This is a genomic window from Mycolicibacterium sp. HS_4_1 (genome assembly GCF_054515875.1).
In genome coordinates this window covers 4266917-4290113 of sequence record NZ_CM137261.1, presented here as the reverse complement: position 1 = coordinate 4290113, position 23197 = coordinate 4266917, and the positions used below count along the sequence as shown (strand labels likewise).

20 protein-coding genes and 1 tRNA gene are annotated in these 23197 nt (G+C 64.5%); 13 read left to right on the top strand and 8 right to left on the bottom strand.

The genetic code is table 11. The features are described 5' to 3' along the window. The first annotated feature begins 9 nt into the window (after positions 1 to 9). Positions 10 to 1089, top strand: a complete 1080-nt coding sequence (locus ACX12F_RS20670) for a potassium channel family protein (RefSeq protein WP_459366219.1) — start codon at positions 10 to 12, stop codon at positions 1087 to 1089. Positions 1090 to 1097: 8 nt separating this feature from the next. Beyond that, positions 1098 to 2018: an NAD(+) diphosphatase gene (nudC, locus tag ACX12F_RS20665; protein WP_459366218.1), complete on the top strand. Its 921-nt coding sequence runs from the start codon at positions 1098 to 1100 to the stop codon at positions 2016 to 2018. A gap of 49 nt (positions 2019 to 2067) precedes the next feature. Here the strand turns inward: nudC and mrx1 are convergent, their stop codons facing one another. Further along, positions 2068 to 2304: a mycoredoxin Mrx1 gene (gene mrx1, locus ACX12F_RS20660; RefSeq protein ID WP_459366217.1), complete on the bottom strand. Its 237-nt coding sequence runs from the start codon at positions 2302 to 2304 to the stop codon at positions 2068 to 2070. 122 nt (positions 2305 to 2426) lie between these two features. Between mrx1 and ACX12F_RS20655 the strand changes: the two genes are divergently transcribed. The 3 genes from ACX12F_RS20655 to ACX12F_RS20645 all read left to right on the top strand — a co-directional run bounded on the left by ACX12F_RS20655 (position 2427) and on the right by ACX12F_RS20645 (position 5385). Next, the gene (locus ACX12F_RS20655) at positions 2427 to 4547 is read left to right on the top strand and encodes an ATP-dependent DNA helicase UvrD2 (protein ID WP_459366216.1); all 2121 of its coding nucleotides are present in this window, start codon (positions 2427 to 2429) and stop codon (positions 4545 to 4547) included. A 162-nt stretch (positions 4548 to 4709) separates the two neighbouring features. Beyond that, positions 4710 to 4979, top strand: coding sequence for a hypothetical protein (locus ACX12F_RS20650; protein WP_459366215.1), 270 nt, complete (start codon positions 4710 to 4712; stop codon positions 4977 to 4979). 142 nt (positions 4980 to 5121) lie between these two features. Beyond that, a complete protein-coding gene (locus ACX12F_RS20645; RefSeq protein WP_459366214.1) occupies positions 5122 to 5385 on the top strand; it encodes a WhiB family transcriptional regulator in 264 nt (87 codons plus the stop codon). A gap of 82 nt (positions 5386 to 5467) precedes the next feature. Here the strand turns inward: ACX12F_RS20645 and ACX12F_RS20640 are convergent, their stop codons facing one another. The 3 genes from ACX12F_RS20640 to ACX12F_RS20630 all read right to left on the bottom strand — a co-directional run bounded on the left by ACX12F_RS20640 (position 5468) and on the right by ACX12F_RS20630 (position 9148). After that, positions 5468 to 6793 carry a macrolide-binding ATPase MABP-1 gene (locus ACX12F_RS20640; RefSeq protein ID WP_459366213.1) on the bottom strand — a complete coding sequence of 442 codons (1326 nt, stop codon included), beginning with the start codon at positions 6791 to 6793 and terminating at the stop codon, positions 5468 to 5470. Positions 6794 to 6835: 42 nt separating this feature from the next. Next, positions 6836 to 7693 carry a TOMM precursor leader peptide-binding protein gene (locus ACX12F_RS20635; protein ID WP_459366212.1) on the bottom strand — a complete coding sequence of 286 codons (858 nt, stop codon included), beginning with the start codon at positions 7691 to 7693 and terminating at the stop codon, positions 6836 to 6838. Positions 7694 to 7759: 66 nt separating this feature from the next. Then, positions 7760 to 9148 (bottom strand): zinc-dependent metalloprotease, encoded by a 1389-nt coding sequence (locus tag ACX12F_RS20630; protein ID WP_459366211.1) that lies wholly within the window; start codon positions 9146 to 9148, stop codon positions 7760 to 7762. A gap of 89 nt (positions 9149 to 9237) precedes the next feature. Here ACX12F_RS20630 and ACX12F_RS20625 point away from each other — a divergent pair, with 89 nt between their 5' ends. From ACX12F_RS20625 to ACX12F_RS20615, 3 genes are all read left to right on the top strand, one after another. Further along, positions 9238 to 10263, top strand: a complete 1026-nt coding sequence (locus tag ACX12F_RS20625) for a YlbL family protein (protein ID WP_459366210.1) — start codon at positions 9238 to 9240, stop codon at positions 10261 to 10263. Between the two features lie 78 nt (positions 10264 to 10341). Next, positions 10342 to 13332 carry a UPF0182 family protein gene (locus ACX12F_RS20620; RefSeq protein ID WP_459366209.1) on the top strand — a complete coding sequence of 997 codons (2991 nt, stop codon included), beginning with the start codon at positions 10342 to 10344 and terminating at the stop codon, positions 13330 to 13332. A gap of 143 nt (positions 13333 to 13475) precedes the next feature. Next, positions 13476 to 13549: transfer RNA gene (locus tag ACX12F_RS20615), tRNA-Met, on the top strand. Between the two features lie 441 nt (positions 13550 to 13990). Here ACX12F_RS20615 and ACX12F_RS20610 read toward each other — a convergent pair. The 3 genes from ACX12F_RS20610 to ACX12F_RS20600 form a co-directional block, all read right to left on the bottom strand. After that, positions 13991 to 15304: a site-specific integrase gene (locus ACX12F_RS20610; protein WP_083420344.1), complete on the bottom strand. Its 1314-nt coding sequence runs from the start codon at positions 15302 to 15304 to the stop codon at positions 13991 to 13993. Continuing rightward, positions 15301 to 15441: a helix-turn-helix domain-containing protein gene (locus ACX12F_RS20605; RefSeq protein WP_226522216.1), complete on the bottom strand. Its 141-nt coding sequence runs from the start codon at positions 15439 to 15441 to the stop codon at positions 15301 to 15303. Before ACX12F_RS20605 ends, ACX12F_RS20610 begins: the two co-directional genes overlap by 4 nt. Before the next feature lie 177 nt (positions 15442 to 15618). Next, positions 15619 to 16293 carry a helix-turn-helix domain-containing protein gene (locus ACX12F_RS20600; protein ID WP_083420346.1) on the bottom strand — a complete coding sequence of 225 codons (675 nt, stop codon included), beginning with the start codon at positions 16291 to 16293 and terminating at the stop codon, positions 15619 to 15621. A gap of 2213 nt (positions 16294 to 18506) precedes the next feature. On the opposite strand from ACX12F_RS20600, the gene ACX12F_RS20595 reads away from it, so the two are divergent. Together ACX12F_RS20595 and ACX12F_RS20590 are read left to right on the top strand one after the other, a co-directional pair. Beyond that, positions 18507 to 18680: a hypothetical protein gene (locus ACX12F_RS20595; protein WP_459366208.1), complete on the top strand. Its 174-nt coding sequence runs from the start codon at positions 18507 to 18509 to the stop codon at positions 18678 to 18680. Positions 18681 to 18691: 11 nt separating this feature from the next. Continuing rightward, on the top strand, positions 18692 to 18994 hold the full coding sequence (locus ACX12F_RS20590; protein ID WP_162563561.1) for a hypothetical protein: 303 nt from the start codon (positions 18692 to 18694) through the stop codon (positions 18992 to 18994). Positions 18995 to 19001: 7 nt separating this feature from the next. Here the strand turns inward: ACX12F_RS20590 and ACX12F_RS20585 are convergent, their stop codons facing one another. After that, positions 19002 to 19265 (bottom strand): hypothetical protein, encoded by a 264-nt coding sequence (locus tag ACX12F_RS20585; protein ID WP_061005084.1) that lies wholly within the window; start codon positions 19263 to 19265, stop codon positions 19002 to 19004. Positions 19266 to 19359: 94 nt separating this feature from the next. Here ACX12F_RS20585 and ACX12F_RS20580 point away from each other — a divergent pair, with 94 nt between their 5' ends. The 3 genes from ACX12F_RS20580 to ACX12F_RS20570 are packed head-to-tail and all read left to right on the top strand — an operon-like array spanning position 19360 to position 22787. Then, entirely contained in the window at positions 19360 to 19596 is a 237-nt protein-coding gene (locus tag ACX12F_RS20580; RefSeq protein WP_162563562.1) for an Rv2240c family protein, read from the top strand. Between the two features lie 3 nt (positions 19597 to 19599). After that, the gene (locus ACX12F_RS20575) at positions 19600 to 21972 is read left to right on the top strand and encodes an EspK C-terminal domain-containing protein (protein WP_162563563.1); all 2373 of its coding nucleotides are present in this window, start codon (positions 19600 to 19602) and stop codon (positions 21970 to 21972) included. Positions 21973 to 22001: 29 nt separating this feature from the next. Further along, positions 22002 to 22787 (top strand): hypothetical protein, encoded by a 786-nt coding sequence (locus ACX12F_RS20570; RefSeq protein WP_162625334.1) that lies wholly within the window; start codon positions 22002 to 22004, stop codon positions 22785 to 22787. Positions 22788 to 23197 lie beyond the last annotated feature (410 nt).

Sequence of the window (23197 nt, the reverse complement as noted above, 5' to 3'; positions counted from 1 at the left end):
TGGCTCTTCATGGCTCGCGTTAGGTTGTCGCGGCGCATGGCCGCGATGGAACAGAACCTCACCAGCCGCCAGAACGCGGATCTGGTTGATGTGCTGCAGATTCCGGAGAAGTTCGTCAGCCCGGTGCGGCGGATCGTGCGCCGCGTCATCTATGCGTTGCTGGTGCTCGCCGCAGCTGTCCTCGTCGTGTACATCGACCGCGACGGCTACCGGGACGTCACGGAAAACCGGATGTCGCTGCTGGATTGCATCTACTACGCGACGGTGTCGCTGTCGACCACCGGCTATGGCGATATCACGCCGTACACCCCGAGTGCTCGCCTGGTGAACGTCCTGGTGATCACCCCGATGCGGATCGCGTTCCTGATCGTGCTCATCGGTACTACCGTCGAGACGCTGACCACGCAGTCTCGCCAAGCCTTGAAGATTCAGCGATGGAGGAGCACCGTGCGCAACCACACCATCGTCGTCGGATATGGAACCAAGGGCCGCACCGCGGTCCAGGCCATGCTCGGTGACGAGGTCGCACCCGGAGACATCGTCGTCGTCGACGAGAATCCGGCCGCACTGGACCGGGCCCGCGCTGCCGGACTGGTCACCGTGGTCGGTGACGCCACCAAGTCGGAGGTGCTGCGCCTGGCCGGGGCCCAGCACGCGAAGTCCATCGTGGTGGCGACCGACAAGGACGCCACCGCCGTGCTGGTCACGCTGACCGCCCGCGAGATGGCACCCAAGGCCAAGATCGTCGCCTCCGCCCGCGAGGCCGAAAACCAGCATCTGCTGCGCCAGTCCGGTGCCGACTCGACGGTCGTGTCCTCGGAAACCGCGGGCCGGCTGCTGGGCATCGCAACCCAGACCCCGAGCGTCGTGGAAATGGTGGAGGACTTACTCACCCCGGACGCCGGCTTTGCGATCTCCGAACGCGAGGTCGAGGTCAAGGAACTCGGCGGCTCGCCGCGGCACCTGTCGGACATCGTGCTGGGCGTGGTGCGGGATGGGCGGCTGCTCCGGGTGGACGCCCCCGAGGTGGATGCCCTCGCCGCCGGGGACCGCCTGCTCTACATCCGCAACGCCGAAGTCGAACGGTAACCGCAACCATGAGCGATTTCACCCTCCGCAATGTCCCGCTGCTGTCCCGCGTCGGCGCCGACCGGGCGGACATGTTGCGCACCGACGTCGATGCCGCGATCGCGGGCTGGAAGGACGCCCTGCTGCTGCGCGTCGACCGGCGCAACCAGGTGCTGATCTCCGGTGGTCAGGTGGTGCTCGGGCGTGCGGCGGAACTCGGGGACAAGCCCGACGAGCACGCGGTGTTCCTCGGCCGGATGCCCGACGGCCGCCACGTGTGGGGCGTACGCGCTGCTCTGGAAGATCCGGAAGGCAACGAGCCGGTCGAGGTGCTCGACCTGCGCCGGGCCGGGACCATCTTCGACGACCTCAGCGCGCAGCTCGTCGCGACCGCGACAGCGCTGCTGAATTGGCATGACAGCGCCCGCTTCAGCGCCATCGACGGCGCACCCACCAAGTCGATCAAGGGTGGCTGGGCGCGGGCAAACAGCATCGGCGGCCACGAGGAATTCCCGCGTATCGACCCGGCGATCATCTGCCTGGTGCACGACGGGCACGACCGCGCCGTGCTGGCCCGCCAGACCAACTGGCCCGAGCGGCTGTTCTCGTTGCTGGCCGGGTTCGTCGAGGCCGGCGAGTCGTTCGAGTCGTGCGTGGTCCGCGAGATCTCCGAAGAGATCGGCCTGACCGTCACCAACGTCAAGTACCTGGGCAGTCAGCCCTGGCCGTTCCCGCGCTCGCTGATGGTCGGCTTCCACGCCATCGGTGACCCGGAGCAGCCGTTCTCGTTCAACGACGGTGAGATCGCCGAGGCCGACTGGTTCACCCGGGCCGAGGTGCGCGAGGCACTCGAACACGGCGACTGGAACAGCACGGCGGACACCCGGCTGCTGCTGCCCGGCTCGATCTCGATCGCCCGGGAGATCATCGAGTCCTGGGCCGCCCTGTGATTTGTGCACGAAAGCGTCCGCTCAGCGGCCCGAATCGTGCACAAATCGGCTAATTCAGCTTGGCTTTGACGTCCTTGATGCTGGGGTTGGTCAGCGTCGAGCCGTCGGCGAATTTCACCGTCGGGACGACGTGGTTGCCGTTGTTGACCGAACCGACGAATTCGGCGGTGGCCGGATCCCGCTCGATGTCGATCTCGGTGTAGGAGATGCCTTCGGCCTTCAGCGCGGTCTTGAGCCGCTTGCAGTAGCCGCACCAGGTCGTGCTGTACATGATCAGTGCACTCATAACGCACCTCAACGTATCCGATCGCCGCGTAATGCCGACTGGCGGTGCCGACTGTGTCACATGGTCGGCTCGCCACGGTGTCACATGGTCGGCTCACCGACGTGTCACACCGGCCTGCCATGATGGGGGCCATGCCAGCCGAGGCCCCGCCGTCCGCTCTCCTCGAGGACCTCGACGACGAACAGCGCGAGGCCGTCGTCGCGCCCCGCGGGCCGGTCTGTGTGCTGGCCGGTGCCGGCACCGGCAAGACCCGAACCATCACCCGCCGCATCGCGTACCTGGTGGCCGCCGGTCACGTCGCGCCGGGTCAGGTGCTGGCCGTGACGTTCACCCAGCGCGCGGCGGGCGAGATGCGCGGCCGGCTCCGCAGCCTGGAGCAGGAGATCGACGGTGCGGCCGGCACCGGGGCCGTGCAGGCCATGACGTTCCACGCCGCGGCGCTGCGGCAACTGCGGTACTTCTGGCCGCGCGTGGTCGGCGACACCGGCTGGGAGCTGCTCGACAGCAAGTTCGCGGTGGTGGCGCAGGCGGCGAACCGGGCGGGCGTCCAGGCCAGTACCGACGATGTGCGCGACCTGGCCGGTGAGATCGAGTGGGCCAAGTCGTCGCTGATCAGCCCCGAGCAGTACCCGGAGCAGGTCGCCAAGATCGAGCGGGACATCCCGCTCGACGCCGCCAAGGTCGCCGCGGTGTACGCCGGGTACGAGGGCCTCAAGGCCCGCCGCGACGGTTCGGCGTTGCTGGACTTCGACGATCTGCTGCTGCACACCGCCGCCGCCATCGAGAACGACTCCGCGGTCGCCGGCGAGTTCCGCGACCGCTACCGCTGCTTCGTCGTCGACGAGTACCAGGACGTCACTCCGCTGCAGCAGCGCGTGCTCAACGCCTGGGTGGGGGAGCGCGACGACCTGACGGTGGTTGGTGACGCCAACCAGACCATCTACTCGTTCACCGGCGCCACCCCGCAGTACCTCCTCGACTTCTCCCGACGGTTCCCGGATGCCGCGGTGATCCGCCTCGAACGCGACTACCGCAGCACGCCGCAGGTCGTGTCGCTGGCCAATCAGGTGATCTCGGCCGCCTCCGGCCGGATGGCGGCCAGCCGGCTGCAGCTCGTCGGTCAGCGCGAGCCCGGGCCTAAACCGGTGTTCCGGGAGCACCCCGACGAGGTCGCCGAGGCCAATGCGGTTGCCGCGGCGATCAAGAAACTCATCCAATCCGGTACCGCCCCTTCGGAAATCGCGGTGCTGTACCGCATCAACGCGCAGTCCGAGGTGTACGAGGAAGCGCTCACCGCGGCCGGCGTGGCGTTCCAGGTGCGCGGTGGTGAAGGCTTCTTCAGCCGGCAGGAGATTCGGCAGGCGCTCTTGGCGCTGCAGCGCGCCGCAGGCCACCAGGGAGAGGTCGCCGGCGTCGAGCTGCCGCAGCTGGTGCGCGATCTACTGGAACCGCTGGGCCTGACGGCCGAGCCACCGTCGGGCACCAAGGCCCGCGAACGCTGGGATGCGTTGTTGGCCTTGGTCGAATTGGTCGAGCAGGAAGTCGCGGTTCGCGCCGACCTGGACCTGCAGGGACTGCTCGTCGAGCTGCGGCAGCGCGCCGATTCCCGGCATCCACCGGTGGTGCAGGGCGTGACGCTGGCGTCGCTGCACGCGGCCAAGGGCCTCGAGTGGGATGCGGTGTTCCTGGTCGGGCTGGTCGACGGCACCCTGCCCATTTCCCATGCGTTGTCGCATGGCGCGGACAGCGAGCCCGTCGAGGAGGAGCGGCGTCTCTTCTACGTCGGAATCACCAGGGCGCGAGTGCATTTGACCATCTCGTGGGCCCTGGCCCGGGCCGCCGGTGGTCGGCAGAGCCGCAAGCCCTCGCGGTTCCTGAACGGCCTCACGCCCCAGAGCCGGCGGGAACCCCAACAGCCACAACGTAAACGGGGTCCTGCGCCACGCTGCCGGGTCTGCAACTCGGCGTTGACCACGTCGACGGCCATCCTGTTGCGGCGCTGTGAATCCTGCCCGTCGAACCTCGACGAGGAGCTGCTCGGCCGGCTCAAGGAATGGCGCCTGCGTACCTCGCAAGAGATGAAGGTGCCGGCCTACGTGGTCTTCACCGACAACACCTTGATCGCCATCGCCGAGGCGCTGCCGGCCGACAACGCCGCGCTCGTGGCCATTCCCGGCATCGGGGCGCGCAAGCTGGAGCAGTACGGTCCCGATGTCCTGGCGTTGGTGAACGGGGCCAAATAGCGCGCTCAAATTGCGCCAAATATCGCGCAAATTGTGCCAAAACCGCTGGTCAAAAAATCGCTTGCTGGATTTCGGTGGTAACGTCTAGCCTCGAAGCCGCAACGAAATCCCGCGAATTCATCAGATGTGAATCCGCAGTCGACTGCTGAGGAGGTGGCCCAGATGATCAATTTTGACGCGTCCCGAGGCGCTGTCCTCGCTGTCGCCGGCTCCCGTGCGCCGCTGTCCGCTGCCGCCAATGAGGCGGTATCGCGTGTCGGCGCCGGTTGGCATCTGCACGTTGACATTCCCGCTGCTCCGGCTGTTCCCGTCGCTGCTGCCGCTGCCGCTATGTCGGCGGCACGTCTCGCGACGGCTGGACATGTCGCCGACGTTCCGCAGCGCAAGCGCACCGCCAAGACCTTCGCGTCCGTGAAGCGGGGCACTACTTAGGTAGAGCCCACGCAAGCCACCTGGCCACGGACCCGAAACCACCGGATCCGTGGCCAAAGCTTTTGGGGCACAACCTCAAAGCCACCTGGTCACTGGTCCATCAGACACCACGCAAGACGACCAGGAAGTAGGTGATGAGGACATGACTAGCCAGACTTGCCGACAAAGGCTGGCGGTGCCATGTCATGTCGGCGACCCCGATATGTGGTTCGCTGACAGCCCCACTCAGCTGGAACAGGCCAAGGCGCTGTGCGCCGGCTGCCCGATCCGGCTCCAATGCCTCAACGAGGCACTGGAACGTGAAGAGCCGTGGGGTGTTTGGGGTGGGGAGATCCTCGAGCGGGGTGCCGTCATCGCACGCAAGCGTCCGCGCGGCCGTCCGCGCAAGGACGTCGTCGCGGCCTAGTAGCGCCAGTCATCGCCGACAGTGGGTGATATGACCGAGAACCCGGCGAAACACCGGTCATATCGCCCACTTTCAGCGCAAGCTACGGCGCAAAGCCCGGAACCAGTTCCGTGGCAATGGCTTTCACGGGTACGTGGGCGTCCAGCTGACAGCAGATCGCGACGGTTGACGCGATGACGCGCAGCGGGATGACCAGGTTCGGCGGCAGGTCCAGCTGCCGGGCCATCTTGATCTGGGCGACGCCGTTGTCCAGCTGTCCCGCGGCCATCTTCATGATCCAGCGGCGGGTGTAGTGGAAGACGTCGGTCCGAATCGGCTCGACGTACTGGCGCAGCATGTCGTCGACCTCGTCGATCGGCACCTGCTCGCCCTTCTGGATGAACCCGGCGTCCTCCATGAGCGGCAGTAGCTTGTCGTAGTTCTTGTCCCGCGCCAGGCTGATCATCTCGCCGATCGCGGTCGGCAATCCGCCGGGCAGCGGCGCCACCGCACCGAAGTCGATGACACCCATCCGGCCGTCGGGCAGCAGCATGAAGTTCCCGGGGTGGGTGTCGCCGTGCATGATCTCGAGGCGCCGGGGCGCGTCGAACGTCAGCTCCGACAGCCGGGTGCCCAGTAGGTCGCGCTGCTCGATGGTGCCCTCCCGGATGATCACCGACATCGGGATGCCGTCCATCCACTCGGCGATGACGACCTTCGGTGCGCTGGCCACGATCGGCGGCACCTTGAAATGCGGGTGGCCGTGGTAGGCCTTGGCGAACGCCCGCTGGTTGTCGGCTTCCAGCCGGTAGTCCAGCTCCATCTCGGTGCGGTCGATCAACTCGTCGACAACGCCCTGCACGTCGGCGCCGGGCGCCAGCTGCTTGAAGACGCCGACCAGGCGCTGGATGGTCTTGAGGTCGGCGCGCAGCGCCTCGTCGGCGCCGGGGTACTGGATTTTGACGGCGACCTCGCGGCCGTCGGACCAGACGGCCTTATGTACCTGGCCGATGCTGGCCGAGGCCACCGGGGTGTCGTCGAACGACTGGAACCGGTCCCGCCACTTGGTGCCCAGCTGGGCGTCGAGCACGCGGTGCACCTTGGCCGCCGGCAACGGCGGGGCTTCGCGCTGCAGCTTGGTCAGGGCCTCCCGGTACGGCTTGCCGTACTGCTCGGGAATGGCGGCCTCCATCACCGACAGCGCCTGGCCGACTTTCATCGCGCCGCCCTTGAGCTCACCGAGCACGGTGAAGAGTTGCTGGGCCGCCTTGTCCATCAGTTCGGCGGTGACCTCGTCCTTGGATTTGCCGGCCAGTCGCTTGCCCAAGCCGAGCGCGGCCCGTCCCGCCATGCCGCCGGCCAGGCCGGCGAGCTTCGCGTTGCGTGCCACACTGCCCCGTTTGATATCCGCCACGTCAACATCATCCATGACATTGCTGAGTGCACGGCAGCGACATGGCAACGCGCGTTGTCACGCCGCCTGGTCGCACCAGTCGCACAGCGGATGACGGGACCAGCGGCGCACCACGGTCGTCCGCGAGCCGATATCGAATTCCAGGGTGGCGTCGAGCGTCGGCGGTGGTTTTGTACGGCAACCGGCGCCGCGGATCGCGTCGATCACCTGGTCCACCTGGGTGAGTGCCACAGCCGCGGTGGCGAGCACGGTGGCCCGGTCGGCGCTGCCGACGGTGCCCTCGAGTTGAGCGGCCAGGACCGGCCACGACGCGTCACGGTCGCTGCGGTGCAGGTCGGCACAGTTCAGGCAACTGGTCGCACCCGGCAGCACGAGCGGGCCGATCAACCCCGTGCCGTCCCTGATCCGCACCGGCAGATGTGGCACGCCGGCGCGGTGCAGGTCCCGTACCAGGCGCCTGTCGGCCACCAGGAAGTCGGACAGCACGACCAGATCGGCGGCGTCGCGTGTGACGGCCACGTGGCCGAAACGGCTGGTGCGCACCCGGGTCCCGGAACAGGTCAAGGCGCCGGCCAACAGGTCCGACAGTGGCCCGCTGCCGTGGATCCGTACCGACACCGGTCTGCGGCCGGCTTCGGGCGCCTCCTGCAACAGGCCCGCTGTCGTCAGGGCGCCCACCAGGCCGGTCCAGCCATCGACGTCGGTCAGCCCGGCCTCGAGCGCGAGCAACTGGCTGTTCTCGGCGTCGACTCCGCTCTGCATGCCGCGCAGCAGCTCTGCCAGGTCAGCGGCCGACAACCCGGCCGGCGGCCGAATGCCGATGGCGCGCCGCGGGTCCCAGCCGAGCTGCACGGTCCCGTCGGGCCGCTGCAACACCGGCATGGCCGGGTTCAGGGTCTGACGGACCGGGAGCATGGCCCCACTGTGCCAAGGGCGCGCCGATTCGGCGAATCAGTTATCCACAGGCAGAGCCGGCGTCTGCTACTCCTCTTCGGTGTCCCGCTTCAGGTCCTTCTCCAGGTCGGCCAGCGCCTGATCCAGGTCCGTGGTGTCGCCGCCGAGCGCACGGTCGATGAAGGCCGCCGGCTCATCCAGATCCGCTGCGCCGGGCAGCAGGTCGGGGTGCTGCCAGACGGCATCGCGCTTGTCGGCGCCGACGGCCTCGGTCAGTTTCTCCCACAGCGTCGCGGCCTCGCGCATCTTGCGCGGCCGCAGCTCCAGGCCGACGAGGGTCGCGAAGGTCTGCTCGGCCGGTCCGCCGGTGGCGCGGCGACGACGCAGCGTCTCGCTGAGTGCCGACGTGCCGGGCAGCCGGTCGCCGAGCGCCGCGGTGACGACGGTCTGCACCCAGCCCTCGATGAGTGCCAGCAGCGTCTCCAGGCGTTCGAGCGCCGCGGCCTGTTCGGGAGTGGCCTTCGGCTCGAACATGCCCTGGCTCAGCAGCTTCTCCATGGCTGTGGGGTCCCCCCCAGAGAGCAGGGCCGCCGGGTCGATTCCAGCTGCCATCTCCTCGAACCCGCTCATGTCGATCTTCATGCCCTTGGCGAAGGCCTCGACAGCGCTCAGCAGCTGGGAGGCCAGCCACGGCACGTGGCTGAACAAGCGGTGGTGCGCTGCTTCCCGGGCCGCCAGGAACGTCAGCACCTCGCTACGTGGTTGCTCCAGGCCTTCGCCGAACGCCTCGACGGCCTCGGGCATGAGCGCGGCCACACCCGACGGTCCCAGGGGCAGGCCGATGTCGGTGGAGGTCAGCACCTCTTTGGACAGCGTGCCCAGGGCCTGGCCCAGCTGCGAGCCGAACGCCATGCCGCCCATCTGCGACATCATCGCCATCAGCGGACCGGCCATGGCCTTGGCCTCTTCGGGTAGCGCCGACACCCAGACGTTCGACAGCTGCTCGGCGACCGGGTCACACAGTCGCTTCCAGGTGTTCAGCGTGTTGTCGAGCCAGTCGCTCGGGGTCCAGGCCACCGCGCGGGTGGTACCGGCCGGCAGGGGAGTGACGCCGTCGAGCCACGTCTCGGCCAGCCGCACAGCGTCGGAGATGGCCGTCGCGGTCTGCTCGGGCACGGGCTTGACGAACCCGATCGAGTCGGACGCCAGCTTGCGGGCCAGGTCGTAGTTGACCGGACCCGACTGCGGGCCCGTCATCGACGCTCCGGCGCCGCTGAACATCGCACCGAGCTGGGTGAAAATCTGGCCCAGGTCGGGCATACCGGCGCCGCCGGCGCCACCGAACGCGGTGCCGAACCCGAACGGGTCCGACGAACCGCCGGAAGAGCTCCCGGAAGAACCCGGACCAGGGTTCTTCTCGGACTTGTCGCGGTCGGGGTCGTCGCCGCTGGAGAAGCCGAAAGGCAGGTCAGCCATACCGTCAACCGTACTGCCAGCGCCGACCGCGGGTGGCTTCGCGGGTCATGCTGTCAGCGAACCGAGCCGCGAGCTTTACTGTTGGCGGCGTGAACAGGCGGATTTCTACGCTCGTGGTCGCTCTGGTGCCCATCATCGTGTTCGTTGTGCTGGTGTCGGTGGTGACGGTGCCGTTCGTCTCGCTGGGTCCCGGCCCGACGTTCGACACGCTCGGTGAGGTCGACGGCAAAAAGGTCGTCGACATCAAGGGTGACGTCAAGGTGCACCCGACGTCGGGTCACCTCAACATGACGACGGTGTCGCAGAGCGACGGGCTGACGCTGGGGCAGGCGCTGGCGCTGTGGATGTCCGGCCGCGAGCAGCTGGTCCCGCGCGACCTGGTGTATCCGCCGGACAAGTCCAAGGATCAGGTGGACAAGGCCAACAACGCCGACTTCAAGAACTCCGAGGACGACGCCGAGTACGCGGCGCTGGGCTACCTGAAATACCCCAAGGCGGTCACGGTCCAGGCGGTCGCCGATCCGGGGCCGTCGGCCGGGCAGTTGCGTCCGGGCGACGCCATCGACATGGTCAACGGCGTTCCGGTGGCCAACGTCGAAGAGTTCACCTCGATGCTGAAGAAAACCAAGCCGGGCGATCACGTCGTGCTGGACTACCGGCGCAAGAACGCCGGGATCGGCGTCGCGACCATCACGCTGGGCGCCAACAAGGACCGCGACTACGGCTATCTCGGCACCACCGTCCTCAACGCCCCCTGGGCGCCGTTCGTCATCGATTTCAACCTGGCCAACATCGGTGGCCCGTCGGCCGGCCTGATGTTCAGCCTGGCCGTGGTCGACAAGCTCACCGACGGAAACCTCAACGGCGGCAAGTTCGTTGCGGGCACCGGCACCATCGCCGACGACGGCAAGGTGGGCCCGATCGGCGGCATCACCCACAAGATGCTGGCCGCGCGGGAGGCCGGCGCAACGGTGTTCATGGTGCCCGCGGAGAACTGCGCGGAAGCGGTGTCGGCCCACCTCGACGGACTGGGTTTGATCAAGGTCGAGAACCTCAGCGGTGCGGTCGACGCGCTGCACACCGTGTCCGCTGGTGGCGAACCTCCCCGCTGTTGAGCGTGTGGTCACCTCTGGATGCGTAGAGTTCATATCGCAAGCTGGCGTTGAGGACTTTCAACAGACTGGAGCTGACGAGTGGGGATGCGGCCCGCGGCGAGGATGCCGAAGCTGACGCGACGAAGCCGGATCCTGGTCGGGATCGCGTTGCTGATCGTCGGTTTGTTGATGATCGGTCCCCGACTGGTCGACGCTTACGTGGACTGGCTCTGGTTCGGCGAGCTCGGCTTCCGCTCGGTGTTCAGCACCGTCCTGGTGACGCGGCTGGTGGTGTTCCTGGTGGCCGGTGTGTTCATCGGCGCCGTGGTGTTCGGCGGAATGGCACTCGCGTACCGGTCCAGGCCGGTGTTCGTACCGGCGTCCGGTCCCAACGACCCGGTCGCCCGGTACCGCGCCACGGTGCTGTCACGGCTGCGGCTCTTCGCCATCGGTGTCCCGGTGTTCATCGGGTTGCTGGCCGGATTCGTGGCACAGACCTACTGGGTGCGCGTGCAGCTGTTCCTGCATGGCGGCTTGTTCGGCATCAACGACCCTGAGTTCGGCATGGACTTGGGTTTTTACGCGTTCGATCTGCCGTTCTACCGCCTGGTGCTCGGCTATCTGTTCGTCGGGGTCTTCCTGATGCTGGTAGGAAACCTGCTGGGCCACTACGTTTTCGGCGGTATCCGCCTGTCCGGCCGCCAAGGGGCGCTCAGCCGTGCGGCGCGCATCCAGTTGGTGTCCCTGGTGGGAATCCTGGTGGTGCTCAAGGCCGTTGCCTACTGGTTCGACCGGTACGAGCTGCTCAGCCACACCCGTGGCGGCAAGCCGTTCACCGGTGCCGGCTACACCGACATCAATGCCGTGCTGCCCGCCAAAATGATCCTGCTGGTCATCGCATTGATCTGCGCCGTGGCGGTGTTCTCGGCACTCGTGCTGCGGGACTTGCGCATTCCGGCCATCGGCCTGGTGCTGCTGCTGCTGAGCTCGGTGATCATCGGGGCGGGCTGGCCCATGCTGGTCGAGCAGTTCAGCGTCAAACCCAATGCGGCGCAGAAGGAACGCGACTACATCAGTCGCAGTATCGCGGCAACCCGCGACGCCTACGGATTGACCGGTGACACGGTCACGTACCGCGACTACAGCGGCAACGCACCCGCCACCGCCGAGCAGGTGGCGGCCGACCGCGCCACGACGTCGAACATCCGCTTGCTCGACCCGACCATCGTCGGACCGGCCTTCACCCAGTTCCAGCAGGGCAAGAACTTCTACAGCTTCCCGGATCAGCTCTCCATCGACCGCTACAACGGACCCGACGGCAAGCTGCGCGACTTCGTCGTGGCGGCACGGGAATTGAATCCGGACCGGCTGATCGACAACCAGCGCGACTGGATCAACAGGCACTCGGTGTACACCCACGGCAACGGGTTCATCGCGTCGCCCGCCAATACGGTGCGCGGTATCGCCAACGACCCCAACCAGAACGGCGGCTACCCGGAGTTCCTGGCCAGCGTGGTCGGCGCCAATGGCGCGGCCGTGTCGCCCGGCCCGGCGCCGCTGGATCAGCCCCGGATCTACTTCGGTCCGGTGATCGCCAGCGCATCATCGGATTACGCCATCGTCGGCAAGAACGGCGCCGATCGCGAGTACGACTACGAGACCAACACCGAAACCAAGAACTACACCTACAGCGGTGCCGGCGGTGTGGACATCGGCAACTGGCTGGCCCGTTCGGTCTTCGCGGCGAAGTTCGCCGAGCGAAACTTCCTGTTCTCCAGCGTGATCGGGCCCAACAGTAAGATTCTGTTCAACCGCGACCCGGCCCGCCGGGTCGAGGCAGTCGCGCCGTGGCTGACCACCGATTCGACGGTGTACCCGGCGATCGTCAACAAGCGCATGGTGTGGATCGTCGACGGTTACACCACGCTGGACAACTATCCGTACTCCGAGCTCACGTCACTGTCGAGCGCGACCGCCGACTCGAATGAGGTTGCGGTCAACCGGATGCTGCCGGACAAGCAGGTGTCCTACATTCGCAACTCGGTGAAGGCCACCGTCGACGCGTACGACGGCACCGTCACGCTCTATGAGCAGGACGAGCACGACCCGGTCCTGCAGGCGTGGATGAAGGTGTTCCCCGACACCGTGAAGCCGAAGTCGGCCATCTCCAAGGAACTTTCCGAGCACCTGCGCTACCCCGAGGACCTGTTCAAGGTTCAGCGCATGCTGCTGGCCAAGTACCACGTCAACGATCCGGTGACGTTCTTCTCGACGTCCGATTTCTGGGACGTGCCGCTGGACCCGAACCCGACCGCCAGCAGCTACCAGCCGCCCTACTACATCGTGGCGAAAGACCTTGCCACTGGCGGTGCATCGTCGTCGTTCCAGCTGACCACTGCGATGAACCGCTTCCGGCGTGACTTCCTGGCGGCGTACATCAGCGCCAGCTCTGATCCGGCGACGTACGGCAGGATCACCGTGTTGACCATCCCGGGCCAGGTGAACGGTCCCAAGCTGGCGTTCAACGCGATCAGTACGGACACCGCGGTCAGCCAGGACCTCGGTGTGATCGGCCGGGACAACCAGAACCGGATCCGCTGGGGCAATCTCCTGACACTGCCCGTGGGGCAGGGCGGGTTGCTCTATGTCGCACCGGTTTACGCGTCGCCAGGGGCCAGTGATGCGGCCTCGTCGTACCCACGACTGATCCGCGTGGCGATGATGTACAACGACAAGGTCGGCTACGGCCCGACGGTGCGGGATGCCCTCAACGGCATTTTCGGCCCCGGCGCGGGGGCTACCGCGACCGGTCCGGCCCCGACCGATCTGCCGGCCGGTACGCCGCCTCCGGCGGCCGTTCCGGGGGCCGTCGCGCCGCCCGCCATGGGACCGCAGCCACCGCCGCCGACGGCGGTGCAGTCACCTGGCGTGCCGATGACGCTGTCGCCGGCGAAAGCCGTTGCGCTACAAGATCTCAACGCGGCCCTCGATGGTCTGCGTGCGGCTCAGCAGAGCGGCAATTTCGCCCAGTACGGCGCGGCGTTGCAGAAGCTCGACGACGCCATGGCGAAGTACCGCGAGGCCAAGTAGGCACCAGCAGGCGCGAGACTGCCCAATTCCTTCGGGAGTTGGGCAGTTTTGTTCGAACGTCACGTGGTCGGCGGCGCCAAAAACCCTGTCTGACCATACGATTTGGTTCATTCGGCAGCGTTGGGTAACGTTGTATTCACCAACGCGGGGTGGAGCAGCTCGGTAGCTCGCTGGGCTCATAACCCAGAGGTCGCAGGTTCGAATCCTGTCCCCGCTACTAGCGAAAACGGCCCCCGGACGACTCTCCGGGAGCCGTTTTCTATTCGGTTGTGAACGGATTTGTGAACGTTAGCATTGCTAATAATTGATCGGCGGCTCAGCGCAGATCCTGCGGTCTAGCCCTGTCGACGAATTGATGGCCGTAGTCGACTCGAACCTGTTCGCTCCGAAACTTCGCTGCTGGGAGGTATACGACCGCGAGAACGAGGTCGAGCTATCGACCGCGTTCGACTACATGATCGACCTGCTCGTCGAGCGCAACGTCGACCCGTACGAAGCGGTAGGCGACGGCACCATACGATGCTCCGGAGTTCGGCGCGCATGTGCGCAGTGTGGACCTCGATGGCGGCTCTACTGCGGTCGCGTGGTCAGTCAGTCACGCGGTGCTGCCATCGATTCTGTTGCGCCCTGCCGCTCTGTCATTTCGGCCAATGGCCTGTCATACCGGCCAATCGTCGCCGATGAGGAATGCTGCCGCCTGTTCTGCCGCTTCGCGGTCGTCGTTTTTGATCACGTGGGCATAGGTCTGGAGGAAGAATCCGACGTCGGCGTGGCCGATTCGTTCGCTGATGACTTTGGGATTGACGCCGGCTTTCAGGGCCCCCGTTGCGTAGGAATGCCTGAGGTCGTGGAAAGTGATCCGTGACAGGCCTGCGGCTGCAGCCAGACGATCGAACCTTTGCCTGATGGTGTCAGGGTGTGGAGGTCGGCCGTCTTCGAATGTGAACACGTAGCCGCCCGGGTGATAATCGGCCCCATAGAACTCGCGCTCTTTGTCTTGATGTTCGCGCCAACTTTGGAGTGCGGAGAGGGTGGCGCGGTCCAGTGAGATGGTCTTGTCGGCGTTGCGCGTTTTGCCGCCGGCTTTGTCTTTTGCATGGCCGTCGATGACGACGCGGTTGTTATGGACGGTGATTTCCCCCGCGACCAGGTCGACCTCGGACCATCGGAGACCGCAGATTTGGCCGCGGCGGACACCGGTGGTCAGCTCGAGGAGAAACAGCGCGGAGAATCTGTCATGACGGATGGAACGGAGGAACATCCGGATCTGATCGGGATTCCATACGGTTCGTAGGGCTCGCGGTTTCTTAGGGGGCTTGATGTTGCTCGCAGGGTTGTACGCCATATATTTCCAGGCGACAGCATCGCTGAGTGCACGGTGAATCATCGCGTGAATATTGCGAACTGTCTTCGGCGCCAATCCTGTTGGCTGCGGTATCGGCGTGATCCCAGACTGGTACCGCCGTACTGCCTTGCGGGCGGCATGGATTGTGGTTCCACATGCTTCCGAAATTTGGCGGGGTGTGGCGGCGCAACCTCGCGCAACACTCGCCGTCCAGTACGCGAACATCTCGCTGTTGTGATCCAGCTTGATTCGCCCGTCGGTGCGAAGTGCGGCGTACAACTTCAGCAGCTGCGGTTCATCGAGGCGTTGTAGCTTCTCCTCGCCGATGCGTGGGATGACATACACGCGGGCATAGTCTTTCCAGTTTTGCCATGTGGTGCCGTCGAACGTTGCCTCGACAGCGCTAAACCACTCGTCGAGGAATTGCGACACCGTCCGTGCGGATGGCTTGACGACTCGCCCTGTGTCCGCTTGCCGCATGGCTTCGCGGCAAGCCTTCCATGCCTCCTTCTCGGTATCGAACCCGCCTTTCGAAATGGTGGGGTATTCCCCTGTGGCGGGGTCCTTTTGGGGACCGCGAAACCGGTAGGTCCAGGTTTTCCCGCGCTGATAGACGGACCCTTTCATGACGCCATCAGGTCGCGAATGCCTGCCGTGACGACGTAGATTCGGCCGCCGAGACGGCGGACTGGCAGCTCGCCCAAGTTCACGAGCCTGTATGCGGCGCCTCGGCCGATCCCAAGCAGTGCCGCTGCATCGGGCACTGTGAGGAGTAGCGGGAGGTCTTTAAATACGTTGTTTTCCAATTTGATTCACCTCGATTCGTTGAACAGTAGGTGGGACTGGCGTTGAGCCTGTGGGCTGCATTGTGGGCAGAAGGCGGCGGCCTCTGTTCCGTCTGGGTGGGTGATGGTGACGGTGCGGGCGGTTGGGTCTTCGCACTACCCGCACCACGGCTTGGATCTGAGGTGCGGAAATGGTGGGCTTGGTAGTTGAGCCAGGCGATGTAGCAGGACTTTTTCAGGGTGTCGTACTCCACGCGGGTTGCAGGCGAGGTGCGCCGTCAGGCTTTCTTGAGTCCAGCCCCGCGCGAGAGCCGCTTGCAAGCCGGATGTCAGTTCTGGTCCTGCCGGGCGGTGAAGTCTCCACGTTGGCGACAGCAAGTCCAAAATTCCTGTGACGGTGGGTGGTTCGGTTGAGGGTTCTGATGAGGGGTTCGAGGAGTCTCGATTTGACACCCCCGGAGGGTGTCCCTTTAGGACCCGGGGGGTGTCACTGTGAGACGAGGGGAGTGCCAAATCGGGACGGGGGAGTGTCGGATTGCGACCGGGGTCGAGATGAGGTGCGGGCGGGTGATTCAGGTAGTAGCGAGTCGATCTTTGTGCACCGGAATCGTGGAATCGTGGTTGGCGCGTAACGTATCCCCAGGCTTCGAGCTCGTCGATTGCCCGGAATACCGTGCTTCGTCCAGCTCCGGATTCCTCCATGAGCGTCTGGATGGAGGGATAGCAGGAGAAGTTTTCATCTGCCTTGTTCGCGAGCAGGATAAGGATGAACTTAGTGGTCGATTTGGAGATCTTCAGGTCAGTTGCCCAGTCCACTGCTTTCCAACTCATGCGTATGCACCGGCTGATCGTGTTGCGACGTTGGGGACGTCAATCGGCCGCTCCATAGTTCGGCTCCCTGAGTTCTGTGGGGTCTCTGGCATCGCCTGTAGCACCACCGCGTACCGCCGGGTCGCGAGCTGTCTGACGCGTTGCGTGGTGTCTCTCATGGCGCTGAACGTAGGTCGGTGTTCTGCGTCCAGTCCATCAACTCGACCACATTCACGCGAAATTGGAAGTCGATGAGGTCCAACATGTTTCATCACCGGGTGAAGAAACATGTTGAATTAAGCGGGTGAGCGGCCGACTGGGCTCGGTGGCTTCTTGAGCGGTAGCTCCTGCGTCCAACAGCTCCCTACACCCCGAACTGGATCGATCTGATCTGGGGCTACGCGTTCGACGCCTCTATTGGCGATGGTGTCGTCATGTTCTGATGCCTGCTGCAGGTGCCATGGAGAACGGCTCTTGCTGGGGGCTGGAACAGTCCAAGAATTCGGAAAGCTGCTGGTAGGCAACAGCATTCTGCCGAATATGGAACTCGTTCAGTAATAAAGGCCCGGGCGACAAAACCTCCGAGGAGGCCAGTGGTCCACGCGGGGCTTGACATGACACAGGCAATATGCGGAATCCGCGGACTGTCGCCTCATACAACGTCAAGACAGTCTTGACATTGCATGGGGGGCGACCATACTGTCAAGGCAGTCTTGACGCTATGGAGGGTTGTCGTGTGAACGTCTATGAATCTGCAGATGCGGAATGTGGACTCAGGGTTTGGGTCGGACCTGAAGGCACGCCGATGCGGGTGAGGTTGAGTTCAGCCGCGGCGGAAGTTTCGGCCGTCGAGTTGGTCGCTCAGATAATGCGACTGCACACGTTGGCGTATCTGCGACGCCAGCAGTCGACTGCCGAGGCATTCGATGGTCAGTGCAATTCACGATTTACGCCGACCTTTGGTCAGGTTGAGGCATACGCGCAAACGATCGACTTCTAGCGGGAGTACAGCGATGAAGACTCACGAACTACCGATTGCAGCGGTGCTTGACCAGGTGAACCGGGTTCGGGAGACGACCATTGCTCTTGAGCGGTGCGCACGGGGCAGATGGTTCTGTGCATCCAGTGAATTGGATGAGGTCACCGTGTGGGTAGATGATCGGGGACGGCTGCGATCTATTGAGCTGGCTGAAGAATGGTCCTCCCATTGTGAGTGGGCAGTGTTGGAACGCCTCATCAATGACACTGTGCGCCGCGCGGTGAAAGTCGCTGCGTCCGGAGGGGAACGAGCGACCTCATAGCCCCCATCGTGTTTCGCGACAGTCTGGAATGATTCGAGGCTTGTCATTGGAATTGGGGCAGGATTAGACCGGTGAACGATGAACACGGCGAGCTGCTGGAGCTTTTGGCAGCTCACGCGGAGCTGAACCGCCTGACTAATGAACTCGCCGATGCGCGGGAGCGGAGGCGAGTTGCAGCACAGCGGTTGGTCGACCGAGGCCGCAGCCTTGGGTGGATTGGTCGACAGCTGGGAGTCTCCAGGCAGGCCGTGGACTCGTTTCTGAAGTATCAAGACCGTCGGTCAGATCGCACATGAATTATCACCGTGTCGGCAGTCTGGATGGCCATGGCCGATGCGTACCGGACCGCCGAGCGGTACCTTCAATGGTGGAACACGCCAAGGGCTGTCAAGAATTTCGTTCACAGCATGGCACGCACTCCGATTAGTAAGCGCTCCGACTGGGCCGCGCACTGTTGGCCGAGCTAGCGCGGGGGACTATCGGTGGCGGTTGGCAGAATCGCGTGGGTGAGTTTTATTACGCCGCGGGAGTCCGATGGTGCTTCACGGGGAGATCGACGAGTTGCACCGCCAGGTCGACTACGTCGTCGCCAAATACTGAGTCGTCAGGTTTATAAGCGCCAAAGTCACTCATAATCACTCATCAAGTCACTCATATTCACGCAATCTCACCTATCCGCAGCTCCGAATATCAACGAGCGCTGCGGAATCCGGTTGAATCTGGGCCTACTGCTGGCGTGATGTCGGTGCCCCCGGCTACCGTAAAAATATGTCTATCGGGGGAGAAGAAATCCGAGCGGGAATCGAAGCCGCCGAACAGTGGCCGGAAGTTGTCCGGACATCCACAGCTCTTGAATTCGAATCGGTCCGGCAGCTACTTGCAAAAACGGAGCTTATAGCGGATGCCGACCAGTCGGCCCCTCAGCCGGAATCGATGTGGACTGACGTTGTCACAGCCACGACAGCGACCTCGGCCCGGTCTGTGATGGTCGACCGCGCCCTGACCGTAGCCGTCGTGGATGAGGTGATCCGCACCGCCGAGCACCTCGGGGTATCGGTTCCGGACGATATTGCCCGTGCTCAGACCGAGCATCACGAGAACCGGTGAAGGAGCCAATGATGGCCGATACCCGCTTACTACGGATCGACTCAACGGCACCGAGCGTGACGGCGGCCGCTGGCGCTGAGGCATGCCGGGCACCTTTGTCAGCCGGTGCGCCCGCCTTGCCAGCGCCAAAGACTGTATTCGACATTGCTGCCCTCGGGTTTGATGCCTGGTCACGGTTGGTGCATGAGGCGATTGGCGGTGAAGCACTCGGGGGCGATACGACAGTCAGTGCTGTCAGCGCAACGGGATTCACCGTGCTCGACGGCATCAACGAGAAGAATGCAGGGGACCTGAGTGCGGTGAGGACCGAATGACGAAGCCTTACTCGCCGCCCAGTTTTCGGGCGCCAGGGCCGCTCACGGGCCAGCTGGGGAACGTCCCGGCGCCGCGTTCGCGTGGCAGCTGGGCGTTGGCCGCGACGGGTCTTGTCGTTGCGGTGGCCAGCGCGGTGACGGGCGGGTTTGCGCTCGGCCGGCACACCCCGACGACTTCTCCGGCATCGGTCACGTCGTCGACCGCTACCTCGTCGGCGGCGCAGGCCCCGGACCCGGCCGCTGTAGCGGCGGCGAAATCGGAAGCATGCACCGCGTGGGCGGCGGCTTCGAGCGCAATGGTTGCCGCCCGGCAACCATTTCTCGATAGGACGCAGGGCGCCTGGGAGTGGAGCGATCCAGCGATCGTGGATGCTTTCAACGCTGCGCAGGCGGGCATTCTGACGCAGGTCCAATACCTGCGACAACACTTGGTGCCCGTCACTCCACCTGCGGTCGCAGATGAGGTCCGTGACTTTATCGCCGCGAATGTCGACATGATTGCAGCAGATGGCCAACGCCAGCGTGCCGCAGTGTCAAACGATGCCGCTGGCCGGGTCAATGCAGCGGCGGACAAAATACGAACGGCTTGCGGGGTGTCGTGACATATGTCTGATGTCGGTGGGGGTAGTGGCGCCTATCCAGAACTTCGGGCTACCGGACTCGATGCCATCGAGGCTCAAGGTAACGAATTCGCCTACGCTGCAACGTATTACGAGGAGCGAGCAAGGACTTACCGCAGGGCAGCCGCCGAACTCGAATCGACGAACTCCGGTGCGACCATCGATGAAATGGTGATCGCGCACCACATACGCGCCCGGAAGCACGATATGCGCGTCGAGGTGCAACACGAGTTAGCCAAGGGCCAGAAAAAGGTTGTCGGGCTGGGGCGTGCGCTCAACTCGAAGCTGGACCAGATACACCACGAGACACAACAGGAGATCGAGGCGGCGGGTCCGGTGCTGCCTGCTGTCCGGGCAGCGATCATCGCGGCTGGCTATACCCGGGCTGTAGCTGCGCACAGCATGTTCGCGGCCGCGGTCGAAAGCACCCACAGCCGGGCCGTAGCGCAGCTCAGTCAGCCGCTGACGGCCATTCTCGGTAGAGACATCCCTAAAGACGAAAACAACAGCGCTCAGGCACTCGATAATTCTGGCAGCCACAAAGATCCGAAACCAGAAGGGTCACAACAAGAAGATACGAGCACAGAAACCGCCGGTTCGCACTCGGACCCAACGACGAAGGGTACGAAGCAAGAAGCCATCCAGCCGCACACGGGAATGCACGGCGACACCAGCGGGAATTCGGCAGTCGCAGGAAGCGGACCAACAGCAGCAGGCACTCACTCCGACGCTGAGATGCCGGCTGTTATCCAAGCTGTGTCGCCGCGGCCATCGGTCAGTGCACCCCCTTTTGCCGGGGGTGGAGCGCCGAGTGGCGTGCCCGGTGGTGGACTATTGGGCGGCGGTAATCCCTTGTCGTCGTTGACATCTGGTTTGGGCCAGCCGGGGGCTGGGTTGGGCGGTTTGGCCAACGGTGCATCGATGCCGAATGCGGCCGCACAGGCGGCTCAGGCAGCGCAAATGGGGCAGTCGCCGGGGGCTGCGATCGCGAAGTCGTTGGCTGCGAGTGTCGGTGGCGGCGCGGCACCGCTGGCGCCATTGTCGCCAGCGACAACAACTGGGGTGAGCTCGCTCGGTTCGGCGGGTGGTGCTGCAAAGGTGCCCGCGGCTGGAGCGTCCAGTATCGCGCCGTCGTCGGGGCTTGGCGCTGCAGGCGCACATGTTGCACCGGTCGCATCCGCGCCCGCGCCAGTCAGTGTGCCAACAGGTGCCGCGGCACCTGGTCCGGCGATGATGGTTCCGCCGCCAGGGATGGGGGCTCCCGCGGCTGCGGGTTCTATTGGGGCGCCGGTGGTTCCTGCGTCCGGTGGTAGCAGTTCGTCAGGTAGTGCCGGTGGTGCGGGTTCGGCTGGGGGTGGGGTACCTAATACGCCGACGATGGTTCCGGCCGGTGTGTTGACGCCGGTGGCGGCTGCGGGCGCTGCACGCACTGAGTCTGCGGAGCTGCGGACGGCACGGGCGTTAGCGGCGAAGCTTCGGCGAGACAGCGACTTTGTCCATTACCCGGTCGTCGAATGGGCCGTGGGAGTGTTCCGGGCTGACAGTTCGGCGACACCCGAGACGGTGGTGATGTCCAGCGAGGGGTTCGGATACATCCCGTGGGGGGTGTTTCTGCCGCGCGGTGTCCGGCTCCTGGCGAGCGATCCCATCGTGAAAACGGGGTTTGAGAAGCGGTGGACAGGCTGGTCGGACCCGTCCCGGGTTTTGGTCGAATACGCCGCTCTGCGAGCCCAGCTTGGGGGCGGTCGGCTTGTCGCAGCGGCAGCCACGAACCGCATCGAACCGTTTAAGCCAGCTGGTATCGAGCATGCACTATGCAAACGCGAAGACTATGCGCAGTCACCGCCGACAGGCCCGGTGCTCGACGCGGTGCATGTAGACCGCTTCGAAGCGACCTATCCCGACTTGTCGGCTCGGGTGCAGCGCCTCCGTGCGGCTGATCATCAGGGAGTCCTCGATGAGGTGGTACAGGTTTTGGCTGGCCAGATGATGCAGGGAGTATTCGGTGGCCAGCAGATGTGCCCGGTCTCGTTGCGGGACATGTGGGAGCGTCTGCTATCGAATGAAGCTGTAAGCCAAGAGATTTGGCAAGAATTTAACACGACGGCGAACAATCAGTACTGGACCGCAGCGGTATATCGACCGGGTGCTAAAGATGTAGACCCCGGCGATGACGCAACACCTCGGGACGTATACGAGCAGCAGTGGCTGATCGCTCGCACGATGGAGGTGCTGCGGGGATTTCAGTTTCAGCCTGAGCCGTTGGGGAACATGATTTATGCGGCGGGAGTGGCTTATCCGGGCGATTTTGTCGAGTTCATCAGCCCAATGCTGCGGGTTTTGGAGATGCGGCTGTGAGTGACGCTAAGCAGCGGTGTTTCGAGCTGGTGCAGGCGGCCGGGGAGCAGCAGCGGTCGATCGCGGCCGTGTTGTGCGCCGCGGAGTTGTGGGCGGCGCAGGTGGACATGATGCCGCCCATACGAGCAAGGTACGCCGACTTGTTGGTGGAGATTTTCGCTGAGTTTCGCGCAGCATCGGACCGGTGGCGGGACACCATGCGCTGGATCATCGGTGAACGCTGGGCCGGCACGTTCGATCTGCGCGCAGCGACCGAACTCGATGACGTCTTTTCCGACATCTGCATGGCAAGTCGTGACCGGATTCTTGAGGGGTCACTTTCTGAAGGCGTTGTGTTACAACTGGATTTGATCCACGCATCACATGCGTCGTGCCTGCATGACGTTGCGCGATGCGTGGCACAGCACGACGCGGGTGTGGAGCCGAATGTCAATCTCAGCGTCGCGCTGGTGACGGTTGCTGTGATGAAGGCCTGGCGTGCTGTTCACGATGCGTACCGTGATCTGGCGCGGTGTGAGCACGAATCATGCCTGCTGGTGGGCCTTTCCGCTGAGGAGCCGACCATTGATGCGGCTGCCCTGGCGGGCTCCTACACCATCGCTCGGTGGATGGACGCTCTGGAGCAGGCCAGGTTCTCCCTCTGTGAGCGTGATGCGGTGTTGGGTGAACGTGAGCGTGCGTACGCGGCGCCCGGGTATGCGCATGGTGCCGAGGCGGGCCGCATTCGATCGGCGAGTATTGCGGCGTTTCGGGCGCGAACGGGTACATATTCGCCAGTCCGGGACGAGACCAATCCTTTTCGGCCAGTGTGGTGATCCCAACGAAACATTGTTCGTCTGGCTGGACGCATCGACGCCACCATCGTCATCAGAAACCCCGGCGACCTCAAGCTCCCCATCGACGAAGCCTGAAGCGCATCCCCGTCGGCAAGGGATTCCGTCCGTACGCTCCTGCCGGTTGTATAGTGATCAAATACCACCCGTTCCCCGGCAGGGGGCGGGTTTTTCATTTCCGAAGCGCGCTGTGTGCGCCCCCGAAAACCGCCGTTGAGCTAGCGACGTCTCTCTGCCCTACCCGCGTTCTTCGACCACGAGTGCGTCCAGAACTGCGCTGATCGCGTCCCACAACGCGCTGGTTATCTGGGGTTGAATTCGGCCGTGTATTGCTGTTCCCGCTGAGGTGATGGTGGTGGGTTTGAGGTAGGCGGGAACAGTCGTGGTTGGGG